Here is a 24389-nt window from a genome sequence, read left to right on the forward strand (position 1 = left end):
GGAGTTGCTTTCTTCATCTTCGTCTTTATTTCATATAAAATGCATATCGTTCAATCGATTAGAATTTCTTCTGCAAAATCTCGATATTATCTTCCAAACTGCTATCCAGCTCTACGCCTACCTTCTGCAGTTTGTTTTGGTAATATGTTTTCACATCTTCCCATTTATAGTACGGATAGGTCTTTGTTTCAATCGGGAACGCGATCTCTTCTTCATTTCTAAGCATTTTCACGAGAACATCCTTACCATTGGAATACAGAATCCATTGGATATTTGCTCCCATCGGTGAGATAACCGAGCCATTCCAGTTTTGGGTCACATCTTGCGGTCGGTCGATACTCACATTAGCTCCAGCGATATCCAGGAATGAAGATAGTGGAATGATGGTTTCTGCGTGAGCAAAACGAAATATACCAGCCGTGTCTTTCTGCTGAATGGACTGTTCGGTAGACACGATCAACTCTTTGACCAGAGGTGCAATGATATTCTGCGGCAGATCCGTTGACGTTAAAGATGGACCTTTTTCATAGAAATCATTGATATTGTCAATACTCTCGTACCATTTCAACTGATTAGCCGTGAAATACCGCCCGAATTCGAAGTCACCTTCTCCTTTAATATTCGAAGAAATGATGTACAGTTCGTATAAATTAGAAGCAGCCTCGGTTGGGTTGCTGAGCTTCACTTTTCCTTTCTCATCCTTCAATTCAAACTCTCCAGAATTCAATCTCTGATAAAAGTCTTTAGAGAAAAATTGCAAAAGGACCTCTTTTGCATAACGCGTTCCAGTGCTCTGAGTGACATAATCCTCGTATAACTTAACCCATTCTCCATCTTCAACGTACTCATTATACTTTGTCGCTAGGTCGTAGGGCCGTAGATAGGGATCTTTCCCTTCTTCAAAGGCTGAAGCCAGAATGTCCACCTTGTTATCTCCCAAGCTTTCCTCTAATCCGTCAATAAACTGATCTCTGCTCTGCGGCGTTCGATCTTTGAAGGTTGCTTGTGCAATCACTTTTTTATCCGATGTAAATAGTTCTTTGAAATTCTGCCCAACTCTGGCCCCTATTCCTTTCAGTTCTTCTCCACCCGTAGTGGATAACAATCCATAATGATCTTTTTCAACCTTCATCAGATTGCCAATTTCCTTCTTCAGCTCTTTGCCCAGATTAGTGATCTGCCCGTCCTTTTCAGCGATGTCGAGCAGTTCAAATAACGTCTTGTCGTACTTGGAACTGGATAGATGCCTGGAACCATGTCTCCCTATGTAGTTAATAAATATGGGTTCATATCCAATAGGAGCTTTTGTATAACTTGTTTCCTTAAAGGGATATGGTGTTTTGGTACCGCGGTATCCCTGCTCATCGTTCATTTTTTGTCCAAAAAACACCGATTGGGTGTTTTTATCCCAGTCTACCTCTTGCCCCAAGGCTTCACCAATCGCTCTTGCAGGTACATAAGTGACCCCATTGTAGAGAAATGATTCGCCTTCCACCCTTTGTCCGTTCACAACCACATTAGCTGATTGTTCGGACACTTCGATCATGCGTTTGGAGCCTGCGCCATATACGTCAAACACACTTACAGACGTTAAGATGGCGAGTGATGCTACTGAAATCCCGATTTTTTTGATCATCATAATGAATAGTTTTCTCCTTATTCCGCCTGATATTGGTTTATTTTCGCTCATCATACTATAGGGGAGAAGTGTCTGCGCCGTATCCATCCTATGTTAATTAATTGTAAAAGAATACATATAAATATTGACGTAAAATCTCATACGACAAAAAGAGCCGCTTATTTAGCGACTCTGAATCAGCATAACAGGCTATCTTGCTCCGAGACACATGAACAAAATAGTTATCACATGTCTCGCATTATCATGGCGCCCTGTATATTTTTATGTCTATCCCTGACTCCGTCGGATGACCTTCTCCAACAAGTGTCTCACGGTTCAAGAAGGATAAGGCTTTGCTGTCTGTAATCATTTTGGGGGAAGTACGAAATAAAGCAGTTTTCAGCGTTTTATCAATATTTCCGTTATTTTCGATATAAATTTTGCAGGAATGACCTGTGTTATCGGTCCCTTGGAGCATGTATCTTGCCGATAGCGTATGCGGGTCACCATTCTTCCCGATGATCTGCGTATCCACTCCTCCACCTAGCACAATTCCCTCAAAGTACTTTCCGGTTACGCTGCCTGTAAAAGTAATCATAACAACCGAATCATCTTCACTATTCTGCAAATCAAATGATTTCTCAATGTTCACATGCACCGTAAATAATTCTTCTACATTCACGTGTTCCCACCTCCAGTTATTTACGTGTATGACATCAGCGAATCGCTACTCACCGAAAATCCGGTGGGTCTGATGATATCTAAAACAAGTTCGTTCCATCGATTCTCAGGAATGTCGGTAAAGTAAAATACATGCTTCTCCCCAGGTGATAAATCCGGGATGTGTTCAGTAATACAATCACCGAGTTGATCAACCAGTTTAAGTATATACCCAGATATCCGATAACATGGAATGTCATTCCGGTTCTCCACGATAACTACGACTTGGGCCTTCTCCTTTTCCAACTCCACATTAAGGTTAATTGGTGAAGCTAGTTGGCGTAAAGCTTCGTAAGAAGGCTTTGGCGTGCCATCTAAACTAATGGAACCATGAACCCGTTGGCGAAGCCTTCCCTCGCCTTCTTCCCCCATTTGCGTTCGATAATCGTTTAGGCTGAAGTATATGAGCGCTGCAATGGCAGGATGCTTCCGGTATTCCCTTGTGTTTTCCACCAAGATTTGTGTACGACGTTCATCCCCGCCCTCAAAAGCAGGCTCACATAGTCCATATTCAGCTACCACGAGAGGTTTATTTGGTAAACCCCTAGTCATATTTTGAATAACCTGCGGCCTGTCCAACTCCCCGTGCCATGTCCCAATATAATCGTTCCACATGACCATGTCACCTACACCCGTGGCATCTTGGGCGGGATTCTCATGCACTGTGTTAGACACATAGTTAATGAATCTCGTGTCATCCAGTCCGTGTACCAGAGATTTGAGTTCCTCAAAATACCGAACCGTAACAGTGGATTGTCCGTTCACCTCGTTGCCAATACCCCATGCATAGATACAAGGATGATTGTAGTGACGGTGGATCATTTCTTGGGCATGCTGCATTGAAATGTTCAACCATTCATCATCAGGATCTTGTGGGGTCTGCCAATGTGGAATCTCCTCCTGTACCAGTAAACCGTTACGATCACACCACTCCAGCAGCTTGCTATCCTGCTGCCAATGAAAGCGGGTAATAACACAATTCGCGTGTTTCATATGATGAAGCATCTCTTTCAACTGTGCTACCGATTCTGCCATACCGCTCATAGGATTCGATCCGGGCATCCATTCAACCCCCATAAGACGTACCGGCTCACGGTTAAGTAACAATGTATTACCTTCTGTGCGAATCTCTCTAAATCCTACTGCTGTGCATACCTCATCTGTAAGGACACCATCCGAGTATAAAGCAATGGTTACATTATATAGATGGGGATGATCAAAATGCCACAACTTAAGGTGTTCCACCTTGATGTCTTGAAAGCTTAGAACACCTTCGTCGCCAGACATTTCCCATTCATTCGAAGTCAAAAAATCTTTTTCAGACGAAATCATCACTTTCAGTTTTATAGATTTACACTCAGACTCTCGTGCTTGCTCCCACAAACAAATCTCACCAGATAATATGCCGTATGGAGCTCGAGTTCCAACCATATCGTCTGTGAAATAAGGGACAGCTTGAAGTTTGGAATAGTCAATTGCCGTGCGACCGCTAACCAGCAGCGATACGCCGCGAATGATTCCGCCGTCGTCTGCCCAATCAAAGCAATTGCCCATGGGAAGAGCCGTCTGGCTATTTTCATTATTCACTGATACCACAATTCGGTTGATTGCATCAAAGGTGACTGTGTCGGAGATCTCTATAATAAATGGAGTGTAACCTGATTGAGTATGTTCTCCTACACGTTTTCCGTTTACCCAAACCACTGCATCTCGATAAACTGCATCAAACTGTAAACGCAGTAATTTCCCTTTCCATTCCAAAGGAGTATAAAAATCATGACTGTACCATCCCGTTCCACGGAAATCCTCCAACCCGTTTTGCACGTTCCACGTGTGGGGAATCTTAACCATTTCGCCCGAGGGAGGACCTTGTTCATACCATTGTAGTTCCATGCCCTGATTCTCGGTATCTGCCTGAAACAACCATGATTCTTCCAATGAAACTACTGTTCTAGCACTCATTCTGATTCCTCTCTTTCTCATGCTTTTTTTAAATATGATATAGAAGACTTCTCTGTACGGCCATTCAACATCCGCTGAATGTCATGGACAATCTGGTGACAAAAAAAGATTTACATATTTCCTTCAAATCATTTAAAATGGTTTACACAATGTAAAGGTTAACAAGTTGTAAACTAAGGAGTTAATGACGTACATGAGTACATTACCAAAAGCAGTTCGCTTTCCACTGTTCATTCTGATGTTAAATCTGTTTATCGCTTTATTGGGGCAAGGGATGCTCATCCCCATATTGCCGGAGTATTTGAAGCTTTTTCATGCGGGAGGCACAGTAGCAGGATTTTTAGTTGCGGCCTTCGGTGCTGCTCAATTCTTCTTTTCACCTCTTGGGGGACAACTGTCTGATCGATTTGGACGCAAAAAGTTGATCATTGCAGGTATGTTTCTGTCTGTTGTTTCAGATATCATATTTGCGCTGTCAACGTCATTGCCGTTCCTCTATGTCGCACGGTTTATCGGTGGAATCAGTCTTGGTTTAATGGTTCCTGCCAACCTCGCATATGTCGCTGATATTACAACACCAGAGACACGTGCAAAAGGCATGGGCTATTTCGGCGCAGCTATGAACTTGGGGATGGTTCTGGGACCTGGTCTGGGCGGTATCATCGCCGAGATGGGCATTCGCATGCCCTATTTCTTCGCAGCGGGTCTGGGAATGATTGCTGCCCTAATGACGCTGCTATTGCCTGAGACACTTCCCCCCGAGAAAAGAACGGTCTCCATCCGTCTTCAAAACGGAGATCACTTGGGCAAGAAAATCTGGAGTTCATTTAAAGTCCCCTATTTCAAATACTTGATTGTGCTGCTTGTCATGACCTTTGGTCTCATGAGTTATGAGACCGTATTCGCTCTTTTTGCAGAGCAAAAATACGGATTCGACGCTGCAACAATCTCCATCATTATTACCTTGGGCGCGATTATCGGTATTGTTGTGCAGATCTGGCTTTTGGATTGGTTCGTACAGAGAATCGGTGAAGTTAAGTTGATCCGTCTATCTTTAATAATCACACCCATAGCTTTATTGTTAATGTTAATTAAGGTCAACCTTGTGTTTCTGTTGTTCGCTTCTGCGTTATTCTTTGCATTCAATTCGTTTTTGCGACCTTCGGTCAGCACGTTAATATCCAAGAATGCAGGAGATCGGCAAGGTTATGCATCCGGTCTGAATACGACATTTTCCAGTCTCGGAACGGTGATTGGGCCGCTGATCGCAGGACTGTTGTTTGACAAAAACATAAACTTCCCGTATATTTTTGGTGCAATTATGCTGCTCGCTTCACTCGGACTGACCTTGAACGCATTTCGTTCGAAGAAAGGACAATTGTATACAAGTGAATGAAAACTGGCATCAACAATTGGGAAATAAACATCGTGATGATTTGATTACAGCAGGTAAGGAGCTTTTTTTGAAATATGGATTGCTCCAGGTGAAAATTAAGGATGTTTGTACAAAAGCTGAACTGAGTAGAGTGACCTTTTATAAACATTTTCAGTCTATGGATGAGCTTCTTCTAGCCATTCAGATGCAACTGATCGAACATTTAACGGATGAGGTTAGCCGTGCATCAACGAAGGACTTGAATGGACGAGAACAACTCAAGGTCATGTTGAATGCATGGGTTGTTTATGCCCAGGTTCATCCAGACTACATCAGGTTTATTCAATTGTTTGATATCAACTATGAGATGTATGACTTTATAGCTGAATTAAGAGAAGAGTATGATAAGTTCAACCAGAACGGAAAAGAAAAACATTTCCTGATGGGTGCTTTATCCCAAGGCGTTGTTGACGGTAGTATTAAGAATCCGTCCCCTCCGCTCGATCTGGCTCAGTTTATCTTCACAACGATGATGGGCATGCTCCAGCGCATGGTAACTATTCGTGCTGCTCATGATCATTCATTGGATATGCGAATGACGGAGCAATTTGTGAAGATGCTGCTTCATTTTGTTTGTAGCGAGGAAATATCCGAATGATGGCATGGTAGATGGATCGATAAAACAAAAGTTTGAAATAAAAAACGGTTTCCGTATATTGGAAACCGTTTTTTTCTTCATTAATAAAGCGTTAATCCGTTAGCACGGGCAACTGTCCTCCAGCTTTTAGTTGACCAAGCAATACTTTGATCCCGGCAGATGTATTTGGCTCCTGCTTTCCATACACAGCAACTCCTGAGCGCACGTTTTGCAAATAGATCGTTTCGTAAGGGTTACCGAGTGAAAACAGCGTGTATCGCTGATTACTCTTGTTCATCGCATTAATCAAGGTTTGATACTCACTCCAACCGAACTGGCTGGCCACATTACGGAATTGGTAAGAAGCAAGAATGACATAATTGGCTTTGCCAATCGCCTGGAGCGTTTCATTCATTTTGCCTTGACCAACAAGTGATATTTCAGTTTTTAACGACAGGTTATTAGCGGCTTGCAACAATTGTTTCTCAAGCTGTTTCGCCTGTTCCAGCTCGGCTGCGACAATAACAACCCGGTCGCCTTGCTTAATTGGATCAGGAAGCACACCTTCGCGACTGCTGAGTACAGTGACCGCTCGCTCTGCGATTGTCTGCTCCACTACTCGGTGCGCCTTCGATCCGATGATACCGTTAAGCTGAGTTAGCTTTTGCGCAAGAGTTTGACTGCGTTCAAATAAACCATATTTCGCTTTCATCTCCAAGATTCGTTTCACAGATGCATGTATGGTTTCATCCTTGATCGTTCCATTGTTCACCGCGTTCACCAGCGTTTGTTGGGCCGCTGCTGAATCTTTTGGCATAAGGATGATATCAACACCTGCGGAAACGGCACGTTCTACCGATTGATTCTCCCCAAAATGCTCCGCAATTGCATTCATGGTAAAGGCATCCGACACGATGAGACCTTCATATCCAAGCTCTCCGCGAAGAAGTCCTGTCAGTACCTTTTTCGATAAGGTGGCAGGAATCGGCACACGTTCACCGTCTTTGAGCGAAGTGACATGTTCGTTGTCTATAGCAGGAAAAGCAATATGCGCGGTCATAATCATCTCTACACCATTTTTAATTGCAGCCCGAAACGGTTTTAATTCTACCGCATCAAGCCGTTCTCGGTTATGGGCAAGCACAGGCATACCAAGATGGGAATCTACCGTTGTATCTCCATGTCCTGGAAAATGCTTAACTGCCGCCATCACCCCTGATTGCTGTAGCCCTTTTATCGTTGCCAGACCAAGCCGTGTCACCAAATCCGCATCCGAGCCAAACGACCTTATACCGATGATGGGGTTATCTGGATTGCTGTTGATGTCCAGCACTGGCGCAAAATTGATCTGCAATCCCAGTGCCTTCAGCTCCTCCCCTGTCAGCTGTCCGGCTGCTTCGGCTAGCGTTGCATCTCCAGTTGCGCCAAGCGCCATCTGACCGGGAAGGTTCGTGCCTCCTGGTATTCGCTTAATAACGCCTCCTTCTTGGTCGATGCTAAGAAATAGAGGAATGTCACCTGCTTCTCTTTGTATATCATGTGTGAACGTTGTAAGCTGCGCCACGTCTACAATATTTTTGTCAAAAAGAATAAGTCCGCCCAAGTCCAGATCATGGATAGTGCGTTTCAGCCCCTCATTAACGGTCGTTGTCGCTTTACCATTCCATTGCCTAATGTCGGGCATAAGCATCTGACCAACTTGCTCGCTTACCGTCATATAGGATATCAGCTTATCCCAATCTTGCGCCAGAATGGCTGCTTCGCGTTCGAAGCGAATCACTCTCGCCATAAATACGGCATATTCAGCGCGCGTGACAGCTTGATTCGGACGGAAGGTGGCATCTGAATAACCGCCGACCAAGCCGTTTGAACTCATAATAAGAATGGGTGCTGCCGCCCAATGACTGTCCGTATCTGTCCATTCTGCGGGGCTCTTACCTTCCGCGAGTGAATATGCCCGTGTAAGGAAGGCAGCAGTCTCTGCGCGGCTAAGCGGTGCGTCCGGACGGAAGGTTCCGTTAGGAAAACCACTCGCAAGTCCATTTTTAGCAGCTATCATGATTTCCCGATGGAAAGGGTGTGTAGTTGGAACATCGGAATAAGTTGTGCCTTCCACTGCTCTTTGAAGCTGATCTGGATACAGCTCCCGCACCATAAAAGTGACAGCTTGTGCCCTTGTCACAAGTGCCTCTGGCTTAAAGATCCCATTGCCATATCCGGCCACTGTTCCCCGTTTCGCCATATACGTGATGCCATCCTCTGCCCACTTTGAATACTTTAGATCAACAAACGTTTCTTCCGCAGCTGCCGTTCCCACCCCTATAAGCATAGAGCCGACAACAGCACCAATCATCGTCATCCATTTTACATGCATTTGTTTCACTCCTGTTGTTATTCTATGGATGAATAGACGCTAATACGGTATAGTTTGTTGCGTTTTCATAAATTAAATGAAGTTATATGCAGGTCATGACTACCCCTTCACTCCACCAATTGTCATGCCCTGTACAAAGTATTTCTGTAAGAACGGATACACCATCAGAATAGGAACACTTGCAATAATGGTCATGGTCGCTCGAATCGAGGTTGGTGTGACCGCCGTTGCATTGCTCTCAGCCGACTGATAAGCATCACTTGCTGATGAAGTCGCTGAGGTCGTCGAAGTTTGCAGAATCTTCATCAACTCATATTGCAATGTGCTTAATTCTTTATTGGAAGAGTTGTAAAGGAATACATCGAACCAGGAATTCCATTGTCCCACAGCTACAAAGAGTGATACGGTTGCCATTGCGGGAATCGTTAGCGGCAGGACAACGCGGATAAATGTCGTGAACTCCCCAGCCCCGTCAATACGGGCTGATTCCAGAATGCCTTCAGGAAGACCTTCAATAAATGAACGGATGACAATCATATTAAAGACACCGATTACACCCGGAATGATATATACCCAGAAGGAACCGATCAATCCAAGATCTCGAATCAGCAGATAACCGGGGATCAACCCCCCGCTAAAGTACATGGTGAATACAAAAAACATCGTAACAAACTTGCGAAGCACAAATTCCTGACGACTAACCGTATATGCGAGCATGGCTGTACAGAAGACGGACACCACGGTTCCAATGACCGTACGCAGCGCAGAGATCAGAGTTGCGTGATAAATATCGGATTCGCCAAAAATGTATTTGTAGTTGTCCAGTGTCCATACACGAGGCCATAGATATATTCCACCCCGAATGGCATCATTTGCATTATTGAAAGATACGGCAATCATATTAACAAAGGGATAGATCGTCACAATCATCAGACATACCATGAAGATGATGTTAATGGTGTCAAACGCTCGATCCCCGGTGCTGTTATTCCGCAAGCGGGATGTGTTTCCTTTTCGCATGGCATAGGCCTCCTTTTAGAATAGTCTGCTCTCTCCCATTTTTTTCGCTATATAGTTCGCTGAGAAAAGGAAGATGAAGCTGACCACCGTTTTGAATATGCCGGCTGCTGTACCTAAGGAAAAGTTCCCCATCCCTAATCCATATTTCAGTACAAAGATGTCCAGATTCTCTGAATAGTCCATATTCATCCCGTTACCCAGCAGATATTGTGGTTCGAATCCGGATTCTAAAATACTCCCCATGTTCATGATCAACAAAATCACAATAACCGGTTTCAAGCCAGGCAGGGTGATATATAACATCCGTTTGAAGCGACTGGCTCCATCAATCTCGGCAGCCTCATATTGCGCCGGATCAATTGCCGTAATCGCTGCCAGATAGATAATGGTGTTCCAACCGACATCTTTCCAGACCTCAGTTGCCCCCAGAATACCCCAGAAGTATTCTCCTTTCCCCATCCAGAGTACCGGACTGTCAATCAGGTGAAGCTTCATCAGCAGCAGATTGATAATTCCGTCTGGTGACAGGACTGTTAATACAATGCTGGAAGCAACAACCCACGAGATAAAGTGAGGCAGATAACTGACGGTTTGCACAAAACGTTTAAATATGACATTCTTCAGCTCATTCAACAAAAGGGCCAGTGTAATTGCTGTCACAAATCCCAACACCAGTTTAATGGAACTCATGACAAGCGTATTGCGCAGCACCCGGTAGAAGGTATTGTCTTCAAATAACGTACTAAAATGCTGCCAGCCTACCCACTGCTGATCCGAGAAGGACCTCGCCGGTTTGAAATTCTGAAAAGCCATGGTCCATCCCCATAACGGCAGGTACTTGAAGATAAAAGCCCAGATGACAAAAGGAATACACATCCAGGCAAGTGTTCGTTGCTGCACAAGTCGCTTAAAGAACGAGTGTGCTCTGGTTCCCTTCGGACTCGAGGCTGGAGGCATCGAGTTAAGGGAGACATTAGGTTTCTCCACAGTGAGCCTGCTCCTTTCCTGTGCTGTTATTCATGCAAGGAGAAACCGGAGTTTATGCTCTTTCGTCTTCTCCTGCGCATGTAACAGTTTGTTTTAAAGTGTTTGTATCACCATTTTCCTGCGACACGATCCTTCACAACTTTGGTAATCGTCGCTTCATAACCAGCTTTGTCCAATTTGTTCAATTCAGCAATGTAGGCATCCCATAACTTATCAAAATTCGATGGTGCTCCCAAAATCATTTCCGGTAAGTATTTACGTTGCAGATCATCCGATTTGGTGGTGAAGATCTGTTCAGGTGATCCTTGCTCAAGGGCGATGGACCATGCGGGAAACCATGGCCGCTCTTCCGGTTTATTAAATAATTCACTGAAAGTTTGGATACCGTAGGCTTCAAGGAACTTCTTGTCTCCCTCGGTGTAAGATGCAGCGGCTACTTCTGGCTGGTTGCCAGGGCTATAAGCGTTACCATCGGTAAGTGTAGATTCACCGCCATATCGCGGCCAGTCTGATCCGAAGTAGGTGAACCCGAATTTACGGCTCAGCTCCAGATCATCATGGGCTTTGCGTTGATCCTCATTTGCAAAATAAAATCTGCCCTTATCATCCACACTGTACGTCTCGTCCTTGATTCCCCATTGCACCAGAACCTGATTCTCTTCCTTCAGCAAATTATCGAAATATTTGATGATACGAACAGGGTCTTTGGCATTCACCGAGATACCTGTTGCATAGTTGTTGACAAAGCCGGGAGGATCAACATACTGATCCTTAATTCCTTCATCAAACACAATCGGAAGTGGTGCATAGCGCTTCTCATCAATGCCTGCCGAGAGCAGGTTTTTCGATGCGTCTCCAACCTGCCAGCCATAATTGAAGTATCCTAACACACGACCCGAAGTCAGCTTGGCCAAATACTGGTCTTTGTTCATCGTAAAGGATTCCGGATCAAGCATGCCTTGAGCATTGATTTCATTTAACTTTTGAATCCATTTTTTCTGAGCATCTGTTCCCGCGACGACTTTTGCCTCATGGGTAGTCATGTCTACCATGACACTGCCATCGTTCGGATAACCGGCAAGATGCATCGCTGGATTTTGCAGTGTGAAGAAGTTATTAGCCACACCCGCAAGTGACACAAATCCGATTGTCTCTGCACCATCAACCGTTGGATGTTTTTCCTTGTAATCCTGAATCAGATCAAAATATTCATCCAGTGTAGTGATCTTGGGATAATCAAACTCTTTGAGCACAGATCGTTGAATCCAGAAAGCTCCTCCGCCCACATTTGGACTACCTGAATACTCACCCTGATTAGCCGTATAAGGCAGAGCATAGATTTTTCCGTCTTCAGCATTTTTCATTTTATCGAAATATGGTCCATACACCCTTTTGATATTAGGTCCGTATTCCTCAATCAGATCATCCAGCGGAATATAGGCACCGGCATCCAGTAACTTGGACATCTCACCACTGGAGCTAATGACATCAGGATAGTCTCCACTCGCAATCATGACACCGGCTTTTGTAGCACTATCACCTACCAGATATTCCATCTTCCAGTCCACACCTGTCTGCTCTTGCAACGCTTTACCGATTGTTGTTTCGCTTGCCAAAGCATCCTTCTTGCCTGGAGAGAACATGTAATACGAGAAGGTGACTGGACTGTTCTCATCATCACCTGTGGCTGAAGGTGATGATGACGAGTTGTTCTGACTGCACCCAGCCAGCAAAACTGTCAGTAATACAGCTAAACCTGCTGTTCTAAATTTTGGTTTTAACATGTGAATATTCCCCCGTTCCGTGTGTTCTCTTATGGATTACACTCACCATTTGCCAGCTACACGATCCTTAACTGCCTGTGTTATCGTAGCTTCGTATGTTTTCTTGTCGAGTTGATTCAATTGACTCATATATTCATTCCATGTGTTCTCGAAAGTGGAAGGTGAATCCATAATCATTTTGGGTAAATATTTCTTCTGGAGATCTTCTGCCTTGGTGATGAAAATCTGTTCAGGAGAGCCCTGCTCCAATGCAATGGACCAAGCAGGAGACCAAGGACGCTCATCCGGTGTGCTGAATAGTTCTGTGAATGTCTCCACACCATATTTCTCTAACAACAGCTTGTCTCCATCCGTGTAGCTAAAGGTAGCCACTTCTGGTTGATTGCCTGGTCCATAGGCGTTGCCATCCTCCAGCACGGAGTTATTGCCGTAACGAGGCCAGCTGTAATTAAAATAGTCAAAGCCGAATTTACGACTTAATTCCGGATCTTCATGTGCCTTGCGTTGGTCATCATTTTCAAAGTAAAAGCGACCCTCATCATTCACACTATACGTCTCGTCCTCAATACCCCATTGAACCAGAATCTGGTTTTCTTCCTTGAGCAAATTATCAAAATATTTAATAATTCGCACAGGATCTTTGGCATTTACGGTAATTCCGACACCATAGTTGTTCACAAAACCTGGCGGGTCCACATACTGGTCTTTGACACTGTCATCAAATACGATCGGTAGTGATACGTAACGTTTATCGTCAATACCAGCCTTCTTGAGATTGTTCGTTGCGTCTCCAACCTGCCAGGAGTAACTGAAATATCCCAGCACCCGACCGGACGTCAACTTGGCGAGATACTGATCCTGGTTCATTGTGAAGGATTCGGGATCAAACATCCCCTGTGCGTTAACCTCGCTCAGCTTCTGAATCCATTGTTTCTGATAATCAGATCCGGCTACCAGTTTGGCTTCATGGCTCTGCATATCCACCATCACACTGCCATCGTTCGGATAACCTGCCAGATGCATCGCCGGATTTAGCAGGGTGAAGAAGCTGCCCGATTCACCCGCAAGTGTGGCGAAGCCGATGGTTTCTTTTCCATCGATCTGCGGATGCTTTTGCTTGTATTGCTCAATCAAGTCAAAATATTCGTCCAGTGTTTTGATCTTGGGGTAGTTAAACTCTTTAAGCACAGCACGCTGAATATAAAAGCCGGTCTGAAAATTAGGCTCTGACACATAACCGATGTTGGCAGTGTATGGCAAGAAATATATCTTTCCATCCTCCTGTTTGAATTTGTCCATATAAGGCCCGTATACCCGCTTGATGTTAGGCCCGTATTGATCGATCAGTTCATCCAGCGGGATAAAAGATCCTGCATCCATCAATTTGGCCATTTCACCACTGGAGTCGATGATGTCGGGGTAATCCCCACTCGCAATCATTACACCTGCCTTGGTTGCACCGTCGCCGACCAGATATTCCATCTTCCAGTCAACACCTGTTTGTTCCTGTAACTTCTTGCCAATGGTCGTGCTGCTTGCCAGAATATCCTTCTTGCCACCGCCAAACGTGAAATATTTAAAGGTGACCGGGGTGTTGACATTACTGTCAGGATAAGAGGCTTCCGGACTGGCTTTATTGCAACCTCCCAGCGTTACAGCCAGTAAAATTGCCAGACCTGTTATAATGTTTCTTTTTCTAAACATGTAGCAAATGCCCCCTTAAAGTATTGTTTGTGTCTTTAAGCCTTCTCAATATATCAAGATAGCGCTTTCAAAGTTACCCATGAAAGTGTACCTCCTACTTTGAAAAGTATATCCCTCATATTTAGTTCCCTGGCATGGCTGATGGATCAAGTGGAAGCTTAATTTGGATACGTGTTCCTTCTCCTTCCCCTGTCTGGATGTCGAATGTAAAGTGATTTTTATAACAAAGTTTTAAGCGACTATACGCATTTTTCATGCCAACATGCTCTCCCATATCCGTGTTCTGATTCAGATAGCTCAGCAATTCTTCCAATCTAGCTTGTGACATCCCTATTCCGTTATCCGTTAGTCGGATAAGGAGCTGGTCATTTTCTGTTGAAACGAAGAGTTGAATGATGCCTACGCCCGGAGATGATTCAATACCATGAATACTTGCATTTTCCACAAAGGGGAGAATTACCATCTTGGGGATTCGGTACATCAGTACCGCAGGATCAGCTTCAATGCTGTATTGGAGTTTGTCGCCAAAGCGATATTTCTGGATTTGCAAAAAACTCCCGATGAGTTCGAGTTCTTCCTTCACTGTCACATCATTCTGATTCCAACTAATCGACTTGCGAAACATCTTGGCCATGTTATGCACGATTTTGGCAGTCTCTCTCTCGCCTTTGATGAGGCTCCGCATACGTACCGACTCCAGCGTATTAAACAAAAAATGCGGGTTGATCTGACTATGGAGCGCATGTAGCTGTGCTTGCTGCTGCTTTAACTCCAGGTCTTTCTTTTGGATGTCAGCGAGATATACCTCATGAATCAGGTTATGGATCGTCTCGGTCATTCGATTAAATTCCATCGTAAGTTGACCTATTTCATCTCTTGCATCTTCAGGCGGAATCGTCTGGAAATTCTGTGTTTTTACTTTTTTCATATGTTTCAGAATGCGCACCAGCCTGACATGGATGGTTCTGGACATAGCCGCGATGATAATAGAAGGCAGGACAAAATTAATGCAAGCCAGCCAAACGACGAAGGAACGAGACTTCCGCACCTCCTTCAACACAATTTCTTCATCCATCACCCCTTGCAGGGACCACCCTTCCAGATAGTTAATGCCTGTATACGTAAGTTCAAAGGGAATCATTTTGTTCGGAAACTGGATCTCGCTGTAACGTTGCCCTATCTGAGCTTCTTCTGCTGTAGGATCATTTGAAAATTGAATGTGTCCCCCCGGATCAAGAAGATACACTTTTCCATCAAATCCGCTGTTGTGGAAATACTGCTTGATCATATCCATATTCAGGTCAATTTTAAGTAACTGCTCTCTCCCCCCAGTGTCCAGATTGTCGAGTCGTTGAACCAGACTTAACATCTGATCCGATGAGATCAGCGCCGGATAAGGGGCGGAGTATTCCTGAAATTGAACGTACCAGTCCGAGTTGCGGACATCGTCAGTTAAACGATCAATATAACCGGAAGATAAAATGGTAGAATTATCGGTATACACTTGATACCAGCGAATTCCCTGATTCATTTGACCGGAGAATTGCCCTTTTAGATAGGAATTATAAGCGTCAATGTACTCAAAATGACTTTGAAATGAACGGGAGATGGTGTCGTTGAATACAGGGTCCGTATATAACGAATAAGAGAGACCGACGCCCTGATCAATGGTTACCCGCAGGTCGTTCTTCAGATTGTTCAAGGCCATGCCGGCATCACGAGTTTTCTGACTACGAATATTGGCGGATGTGACATTGTAGAACACCACATTGGTGACAACGATGGGAATAAACACAGATAAGACATACATAAGCAGTAGCTTATCTCTAAGCTTCATGTAGTTCAGGTTCCATCTTGGCATTGTGCACCTCGCTGCTCATTTCCCATAAGGAGATTGCGATACTCTGTAGGCGATAACTTAACAAGTTTCTCAAACTGGGTTACAAAATAGTCCGCATTCTGAAATCCTACGCGTGCAGCAACCTCGTACATTCTCAGATCCGTCTGGCGCAATAATTTCTTCGCCTCATGAATCCGCAGGTTCAGCAGATAGTCATTGAAATATTGATTGTAACTTTTGCGGAATAACCGCCCGAGATAAACGGGATTCATGTAGAAGAGCGCAGCAATGCTTTTGAGATTGATGTTCTCGGTATAATTTGCATCAATATATCGTTTGATCTTGCTGATATCCCCTTTGGATCGCTCCATCCGCAGTTGAGAGACATAATCCTCGGCTTCCTCCAGCGCAGTGAGAAAAGCATTCTTCAATAGTCGTAAATTCCAACCTTCATGACTTTGTTGTGCCAGCTCCTTCAGCTGCTGCAACCCTTCATCATTACCACCCATTTCGTGGACCACAGCGAGAATACCCGTTATATAATGCAAAAGAGAACCAGCTACAGCCTGAGGAGAAAACCGATTCATATGAAACAATTTGAATTTCTCTTCTACAATCTTGTGGTAAGCAGGCCTATTTCCCTCTTCCAGGCTCAAAATTAAGTGATCCACCTCGTCCTGGTATACATTGAAAACAAACAGCGATTTGTCCTTGATCTCCGTATAACGTACGACACCACCAGTTTCAGCATATTTATGCTTGGCTGCTTCTTCAGCCGCCATAAGGGATTGTGGGACATCACCAATTTCTTTGACGAGTGTTCCTGCGTAAAGACCCATATCCAGGTTAAACCCTTTGCTCAGTGTTATATGAATATTATGCAGTTTATCCTGTAACGCCGAGCCCCCTTGATGATGATCAGGCCACAACAGTAATAAAGCAAACGTGCCGCGTTGTTGCTCACTGATGAACATTTTGCATAAATTACTCTCCAGAGAATGTACTGCTTCACGCAGCTGTTCAATGGTAATTTTAATTTCATCTAATCCGGTCTGAAGTTCAATCAAAGTCATGAGCAGACTGGAGTTACGATTGATCCCAAGCATCTCGGCATATCGATGTTCATCTTCCTTCTGTACATGGCCTTTGATCACATCCTCCAGCATGATGTTACTCGCCTGCCCCTCAGCCAAAAGAATATGTTTTCTTTTATTGCAAATCAGATTCGCCGACTTCTGCAACGTCGCTGTCAGTTCTTCATCATCAATAGGCTTCAGGATATAGTCATGAACGCCGTACCTGATTGCCTGCTGTGCATATTTGAAGTCATGATAACCACTGATGATAATGAACACAGGTTCCAGATGTGGCATTTTCTCCACAGCACGTATCAGTTCCAGTCCATCAAGGATTGGCATACGGATATCTGTTATAATCACTTCTGGTTGCAGGCATTCTATCAGATTTAATGCCTCTGCACCGTTCTCTGCCTCTCCGATAATTTCCATGTTAAGATCCATCCAATTTATGAGTTCATACAGCCCCTTTCGTACATACATCTCGTCATCTACCAGTAATACTTTTAACATCCGTGTGTCCCCTTTCCTCCAACGAAAATAAACCGCCGGTAGCATGTCTCCCTATCGGCGGTATCTAAAATGTTTTCTACTGCAGGCTCTTGTTAAGAAGTGTACCGCCGGAAACTAGTCATCTCCTATCTGGAAGCGATTTCATTATTTATACTCAAATATGTAATATGCTTACATTTTATAGGCTGTGATCTGTAATTTCATTGCATAGATCGTTATATTTATTGCGCGAAAGGACTATTAAAGATATCGATTTCACACCAAAAAGCCATTGATTCAGCTTGAATCAATGGCTTTATCTTAGCTCACAAAAGAAAAAGAACGAATTCATCCGGCAATTTTGTCGGATGATATTCGCTCATGCAAATCAGTAACTTATTAATGATTATTCTATTAATTCCAATGATATCCTTTTAATTCAATTATTGCATTGGGGCCAGGAAAGGTTAATTCTATCTTTTGGTCCAGATAGGACAAGGTTACTCTTGTTTCTTCAATAGAACGAATTCTGGTATTCAACAGACGACCATTTTCCCATTCCAGATCTAATTCAAATCCGCCACGAGCCCGAATACCACGAATATATCCTTTTGGCCACGCTGCCGGCAAGGCAGGTAACAATCTGATTACTTTGTTATGGCTCTGAAGAAGCATCTCTGCTATACCTGCAGTACCTCCAAAGTTCCCATCAATTTGAAATGGAGGATGGTCACAAAACAGATTGGGTAACGTGGAGGAACGTAGAAGTTCTACGATGTTATCGTGTGCAAGTTCCGACTCCTCTAATCGTGCCCACATATTGAGAATCCACGCCCTGCTCCATCCTGTGTGTCCACCACCGTGTTCCAATCTTCTGTCGAGTGTTACGCGAGCTGCCTTGGCGAGATCAGGCGTTGATTGCAACGTAATTTGCGTTCCAGGATGTAAAGCGAATAAATGGGAAATATGTCTGTGGCCAGGCTCCATTTCATCATATTCCTTACTCCACTCTTGGATCTGGCCATGTTTGCCAATGGAGGTCTCCGGTATTTTGGTTAAAGCACTACGGAGTACTTCTCCGAATTCCTGATCTTCTTGCAATATCCGGGTACTTTCAATGCAACGCGTAAAGAGTTCTCTAATAATCTGATTGTCCATTGAAGCACCAAAACATAAAGCCCCCGACTCTCCATTATCTAATATATAGCGATTTTCCGGTGAGGACGAAGGACATATCACCCAATTGCCGGAAGGATCCTCTATTAGATAATCCAGAATAAACATAGCCGCATCTTTCATCGTGGAGTAAACCTTTTTGAGAAATTGAACATCCTTATTGTATTCGTAGTGGTCCCATAGATGTAATGAAAGCCATGCTCCTCCCATGGTCCAAAACGTCGATGTCATGCATACATCCTGCGGTGCAGCATCTGCCCAGATATCCGAATTGTGATGAGCAACGAATCCCTTGCATCCGTACATGGTTCTAGCAGTTTCCTTTCCCCGGACTTGCAGTCGATCTATAAAATCAAACAATGGAATGTGACATTCAGACAGATTGCAGCTTTCTGCAGGCCAGTAGTTCATCTGTGTATTAATATTAATCGTATATTTGCTATCCCATACAGGAAGCATGTCTTTATTCCATATCCCTTGAAGGTTTGCCGGTAAAGAACCTGGACGACTGCTTGAGATAAGCAGATAGCGACCAAATTGAAAGTATAGACTCATGAGTTCCGGATCATTCTTACCAGCTCTAAGCCGCTCAAGGCGCTGATCGATTGAAAGATCGGAATAAACAACATCTTTATTTTCATCTTCTAGATGTATATCCATCTTTTCGAATAAGGATTGATAGTCCGAGACATGATCAACGAGCAGTTCGCTATATGGTTTTGCTGAAGCGGCCTCAATTCTTCGGAGGCACTCCACTTCGAGTTGTTCCTTGGGTACTCGGAAATCCGTGCACGCCGTGATTAGAATAGTCGCTGAATTACCATCCTTCAGAGAAAGCTGACCGCTTGAATAATGAACCTGCCCTCCTTCAGATATAAGGCGAATCGCACAACAAAATCGGATTCCTTCTTCTCCCCCACTTCTTCCCCGGATGATCAAGTTATTCGTTCCACGCCTTTCGATCCGGTCCAGATAGGATTGGAAACCAACAGGATGCTTAAGAATATCTGAATAGGATGTTGATTCCAGAACGGTTCCCCTGCCAAAAACAGTGGAGAAAGATAACTTTCCAGGCACGCTAGATTTGAGATGAACAACGAGCACTTGATCCGGGTAGCTAGCAAAATAATCTCGGCTGTAAATGGATTGATCTACGGTGTAATTCACGTTTACCTTGCCTTGTTCCAGATCGAGATGTCTTTGATATCCATTTGGTTCATGTTCACTGTGATCCATAGCGATATAGAAGTCCCCTAATGGCTCATAATGCCTTTGCCCGTCAGGAACACCTACCAGAGTATCTGCTGCGAGTTCTTCTGCTTCCCTAATCTTACCGTCAAAAATCAGGCTTCTGATCTGAGATAAAGATTCAAATGCTTGAGGATTATTCCGCTGCATCGGTCCACCATACCACAGACTATCTTCATTAAGCTGAATTCTCTCGATCTGTGTTTTCCCAAAAATCATGCCTCCAAGAGTTCCATTTCCGATAGGCAATGCCTCTTCCCATGTTCCAGCAGGTTGATTAAACCAGATATTTTTGGTCTTCACATTAAAACCTCCAACGAATTATAATTCCTCACATTTTTTATGTTTAGTGTGTTCCATTTGTATGTTCTTTCAGTGTACTGTAATCTCATAAGCATCTAAATGAACAAAATTAACTTGAATTATCACAATCTTATCCCAGCATTAGAGGTGTAATCGTAAATTCCGAAACTGACGATTTTTTATTCTGGACTAGGAAGTATAGCGATTGGCAATAAAAAAAGCCGCTGTATCAGCGGCTCTTCATTGGGCATATTTTGGTACTTTTCAAAGTTATAGAGCCAACATTAATTCTATAGTTTACTCTTTTACCCCTCCAAGCTGCAAGCCATGAACGAAATACTTCTGCAAAAATGGATATACGACTAAGATGGGTAAAGCGGCAACAATCGTAATCGCTGCCCGAATTGATACAGGTGTGACCATGTTGCGTGCAGCGCCAAGATCTGCGCCATTGGCAACGGCTGCACTGCTGTTGGAATTCATAGAAGATGATAATAGTTTCATCAACTCATATTGCAGCGTGCTCAAGTTTTGTTTGGAAGATGCATACAGAAACGTATCAAACCAAGAGTTCCATTGACCGACTGCAATGAACAGTGCAACAGTAGCGAGAACCGGTTGGCACAGCGGTAGAATAATGGAAATGAATGTTCTGAAATCTCCAGCACCATCAATTTTGGCGGATTCGATCAATCCCTCGGGTAGTGTCTGGATATAGGTTCGAATAACAATCATATTAAAGGCACTGATCAGCCCAGGAATAATGTACACCAGGAAGTTGTTTAACAAATGCAAATCTTTCATTAGGAAGTAAGTTGGTATAAGACCTGCACTAAAATACATCGTAAGAACAACTGTAATGGTAATAGGCTTTCGTAATATATAATCTTTTCGGCTTAGTGTGTAAGCCAGCATGGAGGTTAAGAATAGACTTAAAACTGTCCCCAAAACCGTTCTCGCCACAGATATACCAAAGGCGCTGAAGATGGTCCCTCCTGCAAATACTGCTCTGTAGTTTTGATCTGTCCATACCCGAGGCCACAGATAAATCCCACCCCGGATGGTGTCATTACCGGCATTGAATGATACGGCGAGTGTATTCACAAACGGATACAGGGTAACAATCGCGATTGCGATCATCAGTATACCATTTAACGTATGGAAGACAATCGGTTCAAGCCGAGATTTATTGATTCCCATCTCTAGTCCCCCTTATATTAATCGGTCTTCCCCGAGCCGTTTGGAAATTGAATTCGCCGCAAAGATCAGCGTGATACTAACTACTGTTTTGAAGATACCTGCCGCAGTAGCCAAAGAATAATTCCCGATCTGTAGTCCATATTTCAGGACAAATATATCTATCGTCTGTGACCAGTCGACAACCACACCATTACCTAACAGATACTGAACCTCGAATCCAGCTTCCAAAATCCAGCCCATATTCATGATCAGCAAAATGATAACAATGGATTTGATTCCGGGTAAGGTCACATACAGCATTTTCTTATATCGGTTCGCACCATCAATCTCTGCCGCTTCATAGAGGGAAGGATCGATAGACGTGATGGCCGCCAAATAAATAATGGCATTCCAGCCAACTTCTTTCCATACATGGGATGCGCCTACAATGCCCCAGAAGTATTCCGGAACGCTAAGCCACATGATAGGTTCTTGAATGATATGCAGCTTCATGAGCACCACATTCACAATCCCACCATCTACAGATAGTGAACTTGCTACGATTCCTGTCACAATAATCCATGAGAGAAAGTGAGGTAAATACGATATTGTTTGAATGGTTCGTTTATATAACTTATGTTTGATCTCATTAAGTAAAATGGCAAATATAATTGCTGTCGCAAATCCGAGCACCATATTGATTACGCTCATCGCAATGGTATTACGAAGCACGTTAAGAAATGCATCGTCTGTTAGCAAAAACTTAAAGTGTTTGAGCCCGACCCATTCCTGCTGAGTGAAACTCTTCGCAGGACTGTAATTCTGAAAGGCCATAACCCAGCCCCAAATGGGATAATACGAGAATACGAGAATGTACGCAACGATGGGCAATGACATGAACATGAGTTGTCTTTGTCCGCGCAATCGTTTTAACAGTGGTGCTTTGGGAACGACTGTACGGGTGGTTTGCTCTGGTATGGCTCCAGGCGTGTTCGCCATCTTTCACTCCTCCTATTGGCTTGCAGCGACTTTAAGCATGATATTCTCGGAAGGCACTCGCCTGAGTAATCCTTTGGTTGATACCTTCCGAGAGAATCATTGCCGCATTTTTTTATTTAACAGACCAGTTCTCGATTCTCCATTTCAGTTGGTCATTAATTCGATCTTCATAGGATTTAACATCGATCTTCTTGTAAGCGTCTACATATTCAGTCCAAATGTTATCGAACTCATTCGGTTTTGACATGATTGCTTTAGGCAAGAATTTCAATGAAGTGTCTGTCATTTGTTTGTTCGCTACCGCAGCATCAGAGCCTTCTTTCAGATCGACCTGCCATGCTGGATAGTACACTGGGTTTTCTGGTGCAGGAGAGAAGAAGTCACTCCACGTTTTGAAGCCATATGCATCCAAAAGTTCTTTATCTTCCGGTTTGAGGTTGTCATAGAATTCCTCAGGTTGGTTGATCGCTCCAATTGCATTGCCATCTTCAAATGTTCCTTCGAGCTTTGGTGCAGCAGCATAAAAACCTTCTGCTTTGTTAACCAATCTCCATGCCGGATCATCCTGCTCTGTCCGTTGCTCTGGTGTACGATAGAATCTTCCCTCTTCGTTCACTTGATAGTCTACACCCTCTTCACCCCATGACAAGAGTTTCTGATACTTCTCGTCCATAAGTTTATCGAGGAATTTGATGAGTGCGACAGGGTCTTCAGCATCTTTACTGATACCAAAACCATTGTTCAAGTTAATGACCGGACGATCCAGATAATGATCTGTGATACTTGTATCATAGACAAGCGGGAAGCCTACGTATGTCTGGCCAATTTTCCCCTGTGCTACGAGTGGGTCTTCGCCGGCTTGGAAATTCCAGTGCTGGTCAAACATACTAAGCACACGTCCCGAAGAAATTTTGGCCAAATATTGATCATAGTTCTGAACAAAGGCTTCTTTATCCAGCAATCCCTCATTATACAGATTGTTTAGTTCTTTATAATACCGTTTGGAGATATCTTTGTCGGCAAACACGGTTGCGACTCCACTATCATCTACGACTACGCCCCCGTCATTGGGGTGACCCGTAAGATGTTCAGGTGGGTTAAGCAAAGGGAACGTCCGCCAGTCTGAAGCCAATGTAGTGAAACCAATCGTCGGTTGACCATCAATAGTTGGATTCTTGGCTGCATAATCACGGATCAACTTTGTGAAATCATCCAACGTTTTAGGAGTCGGGTACCCGGCATCCTTCAGTATGGACTTTTGGATCCAGAATGCAGGACCAGAATAATAGTTACTAATGAACTCCCCTGTATACACTCCATAGTTAGGCAACCAGTAAATATGTCCATCACTAGAGTCTTTCATCCGGTTCCAGTCTTTACCGAAATGTTTCTTCAGATTAGGTGCATGTTCTTCAATGAGATCTTCGAGCGGAATAACCGCACCGGCTGATACCAATTTGGTATCTGCTGTGATCAAGTCAGGGAAATCGCCACCGGCAATCATAACGCCGAGCTTCTGTTGAAGATCACCCACAAGAAACTCCATCTCAAGATTGACGCCGAGTTCATCCTGGATCTTCTTGTAGATTCGGTTATCTTTAGCTGGCGCCTGATTTGGCGTTCCGATAAAGGCCGTGATGTTCAGTACCTCTTTTCCATCCTTTGTAGTCGCTTTCTCATTGTCACCGCTGCATCCTGCCAGTGCCAAACTCAAAGCCAGAACGAGTGATACGGAACCCCAAAGCTTCTTTTTCTTAAGTCCCCCCATGTACTTGCCCTCCTTGGAAGTGGTATGTCTTACTGTTTTTAGTATGAAGAAATGTATGCGGTTACAAAATATATACATTTAAGGTCTACCCCCCTGTAATTGTAGGTCTTATTCAGGAGGGGTTCTT

The 24389-nt window shown here is 43.9% G+C and carries 16 protein-coding genes; 2 read left to right on the forward strand and 14 right to left on the reverse strand.

Going from position 1 to position 24389, the window contains the following annotated elements:
- Positions 1–58: 58 nt before the first annotated feature.
- From FE296_RS28510 to FE296_RS28520, 3 genes are all read right to left on the reverse strand, one after another.
- On the reverse strand, positions 59–1639 hold the full coding sequence (locus FE296_RS28510) for a histidine-type phosphatase (RefSeq protein ID WP_150367225.1): 1581 nt from the start codon (positions 1637–1639) through the stop codon (positions 59–61).
- A 241-nt stretch (positions 1640–1880) separates the two neighbouring features.
- Complete coding sequence (locus tag FE296_RS28515) at positions 1881–2300, reverse strand: DUF3237 family protein (protein WP_124114728.1); 420 nt, start codon at positions 2298–2300, stop codon at positions 1881–1883.
- A gap of 20 nt (positions 2301–2320) precedes the next feature.
- Complete coding sequence (locus FE296_RS28520) at positions 2321–4300, reverse strand: glycoside hydrolase family 2 protein (protein WP_190945618.1); 1980 nt, start codon at positions 4298–4300, stop codon at positions 2321–2323.
- Positions 4301–4493: 193 nt separating this feature from the next.
- Here FE296_RS28520 and FE296_RS28525 point away from each other — a divergent pair, with 193 nt between their 5' ends.
- Positions 4494–5696: an MFS transporter gene (locus FE296_RS28525; protein WP_150367227.1), complete on the forward strand. Its 1203-nt coding sequence runs from the start codon at positions 4494–4496 to the stop codon at positions 5694–5696.
- Between the two features lie 16 nt (positions 5697–5712).
- Complete coding sequence (locus FE296_RS28530; protein ID WP_223869078.1) at positions 5713–6333, forward strand: TetR/AcrR family transcriptional regulator; 621 nt, start codon at positions 5713–5715, stop codon at positions 6331–6333.
- A gap of 91 nt (positions 6334–6424) precedes the next feature.
- Here FE296_RS28530 and FE296_RS28535 read toward each other — a convergent pair whose 3' ends face one another.
- The 11 genes from FE296_RS28535 to FE296_RS28585 all read right to left on the reverse strand — a co-directional run bounded on the left by FE296_RS28535 (position 6425) and on the right by FE296_RS28585 (position 24262).
- Positions 6425–8686, reverse strand: coding sequence for a glycoside hydrolase family 3 N-terminal domain-containing protein (locus tag FE296_RS28535; RefSeq protein ID WP_150367229.1), 2262 nt, complete (start codon positions 8684–8686; stop codon positions 6425–6427).
- 99 nt (positions 8687–8785) lie between these two features.
- Positions 8786–9706 carry a carbohydrate ABC transporter permease gene (locus tag FE296_RS28540; RefSeq protein ID WP_124114723.1) on the reverse strand — a complete coding sequence of 307 codons (921 nt, stop codon included), beginning with the start codon at positions 9704–9706 and terminating at the stop codon, positions 8786–8788.
- A 15-nt stretch (positions 9707–9721) separates the two neighbouring features.
- A complete protein-coding gene (locus tag FE296_RS28545) occupies positions 9722–10663 on the reverse strand; it encodes an ABC transporter permease (RefSeq protein WP_047844314.1) in 942 nt (313 codons plus the stop codon).
- 137 nt (positions 10664–10800) lie between these two features.
- Positions 10801–12477, reverse strand: coding sequence for an ABC transporter substrate-binding protein (locus FE296_RS28550; RefSeq protein WP_150367230.1), 1677 nt, complete (start codon positions 12475–12477; stop codon positions 10801–10803).
- Between the two features lie 42 nt (positions 12478–12519).
- On the reverse strand, positions 12520–14181 hold the full coding sequence (locus tag FE296_RS28555; RefSeq protein ID WP_150367231.1) for an ABC transporter substrate-binding protein: 1662 nt from the start codon (positions 14179–14181) through the stop codon (positions 12520–12522).
- Positions 14182–14302: 121 nt separating this feature from the next.
- Positions 14303–16042 (reverse strand): sensor histidine kinase, encoded by a 1740-nt coding sequence (locus FE296_RS28560; RefSeq protein WP_150367232.1) that lies wholly within the window; start codon positions 16040–16042, stop codon positions 14303–14305.
- Positions 16024–17610 carry a response regulator gene (locus FE296_RS28565; RefSeq protein ID WP_190945620.1) on the reverse strand — a complete coding sequence of 529 codons (1587 nt, stop codon included), beginning with the start codon at positions 17608–17610 and terminating at the stop codon, positions 16024–16026. Before FE296_RS28565 ends, FE296_RS28560 begins: the two co-directional genes overlap by 19 nt.
- A gap of 393 nt (positions 17611–18003) precedes the next feature.
- On the reverse strand, positions 18004–20316 hold the full coding sequence (locus FE296_RS28570) for a glycoside hydrolase family 95 protein (protein ID WP_150367234.1): 2313 nt from the start codon (positions 20314–20316) through the stop codon (positions 18004–18006).
- 297 nt (positions 20317–20613) lie between these two features.
- Complete coding sequence (locus FE296_RS28575) at positions 20614–21516, reverse strand: carbohydrate ABC transporter permease (RefSeq protein WP_017688457.1); 903 nt, start codon at positions 21514–21516, stop codon at positions 20614–20616.
- Positions 21517–21528: 12 nt separating this feature from the next.
- A complete protein-coding gene (locus FE296_RS28580) occupies positions 21529–22494 on the reverse strand; it encodes an ABC transporter permease (protein ID WP_017688458.1) in 966 nt (321 codons plus the stop codon).
- Positions 22495–22606: 112 nt separating this feature from the next.
- Positions 22607–24262 carry a type 2 periplasmic-binding domain-containing protein gene (locus FE296_RS28585; RefSeq protein WP_124114715.1) on the reverse strand — a complete coding sequence of 552 codons (1656 nt, stop codon included), beginning with the start codon at positions 24260–24262 and terminating at the stop codon, positions 22607–22609.
- Positions 24263–24389 lie beyond the last annotated feature (127 nt).

The organism is Paenibacillus sp. UASWS1643 (assembly GCF_008693195.1).
Taxonomy (GTDB): domain Bacteria; phylum Bacillota; class Bacilli; order Paenibacillales; family Paenibacillaceae; genus Paenibacillus; species Paenibacillus amylolyticus_B.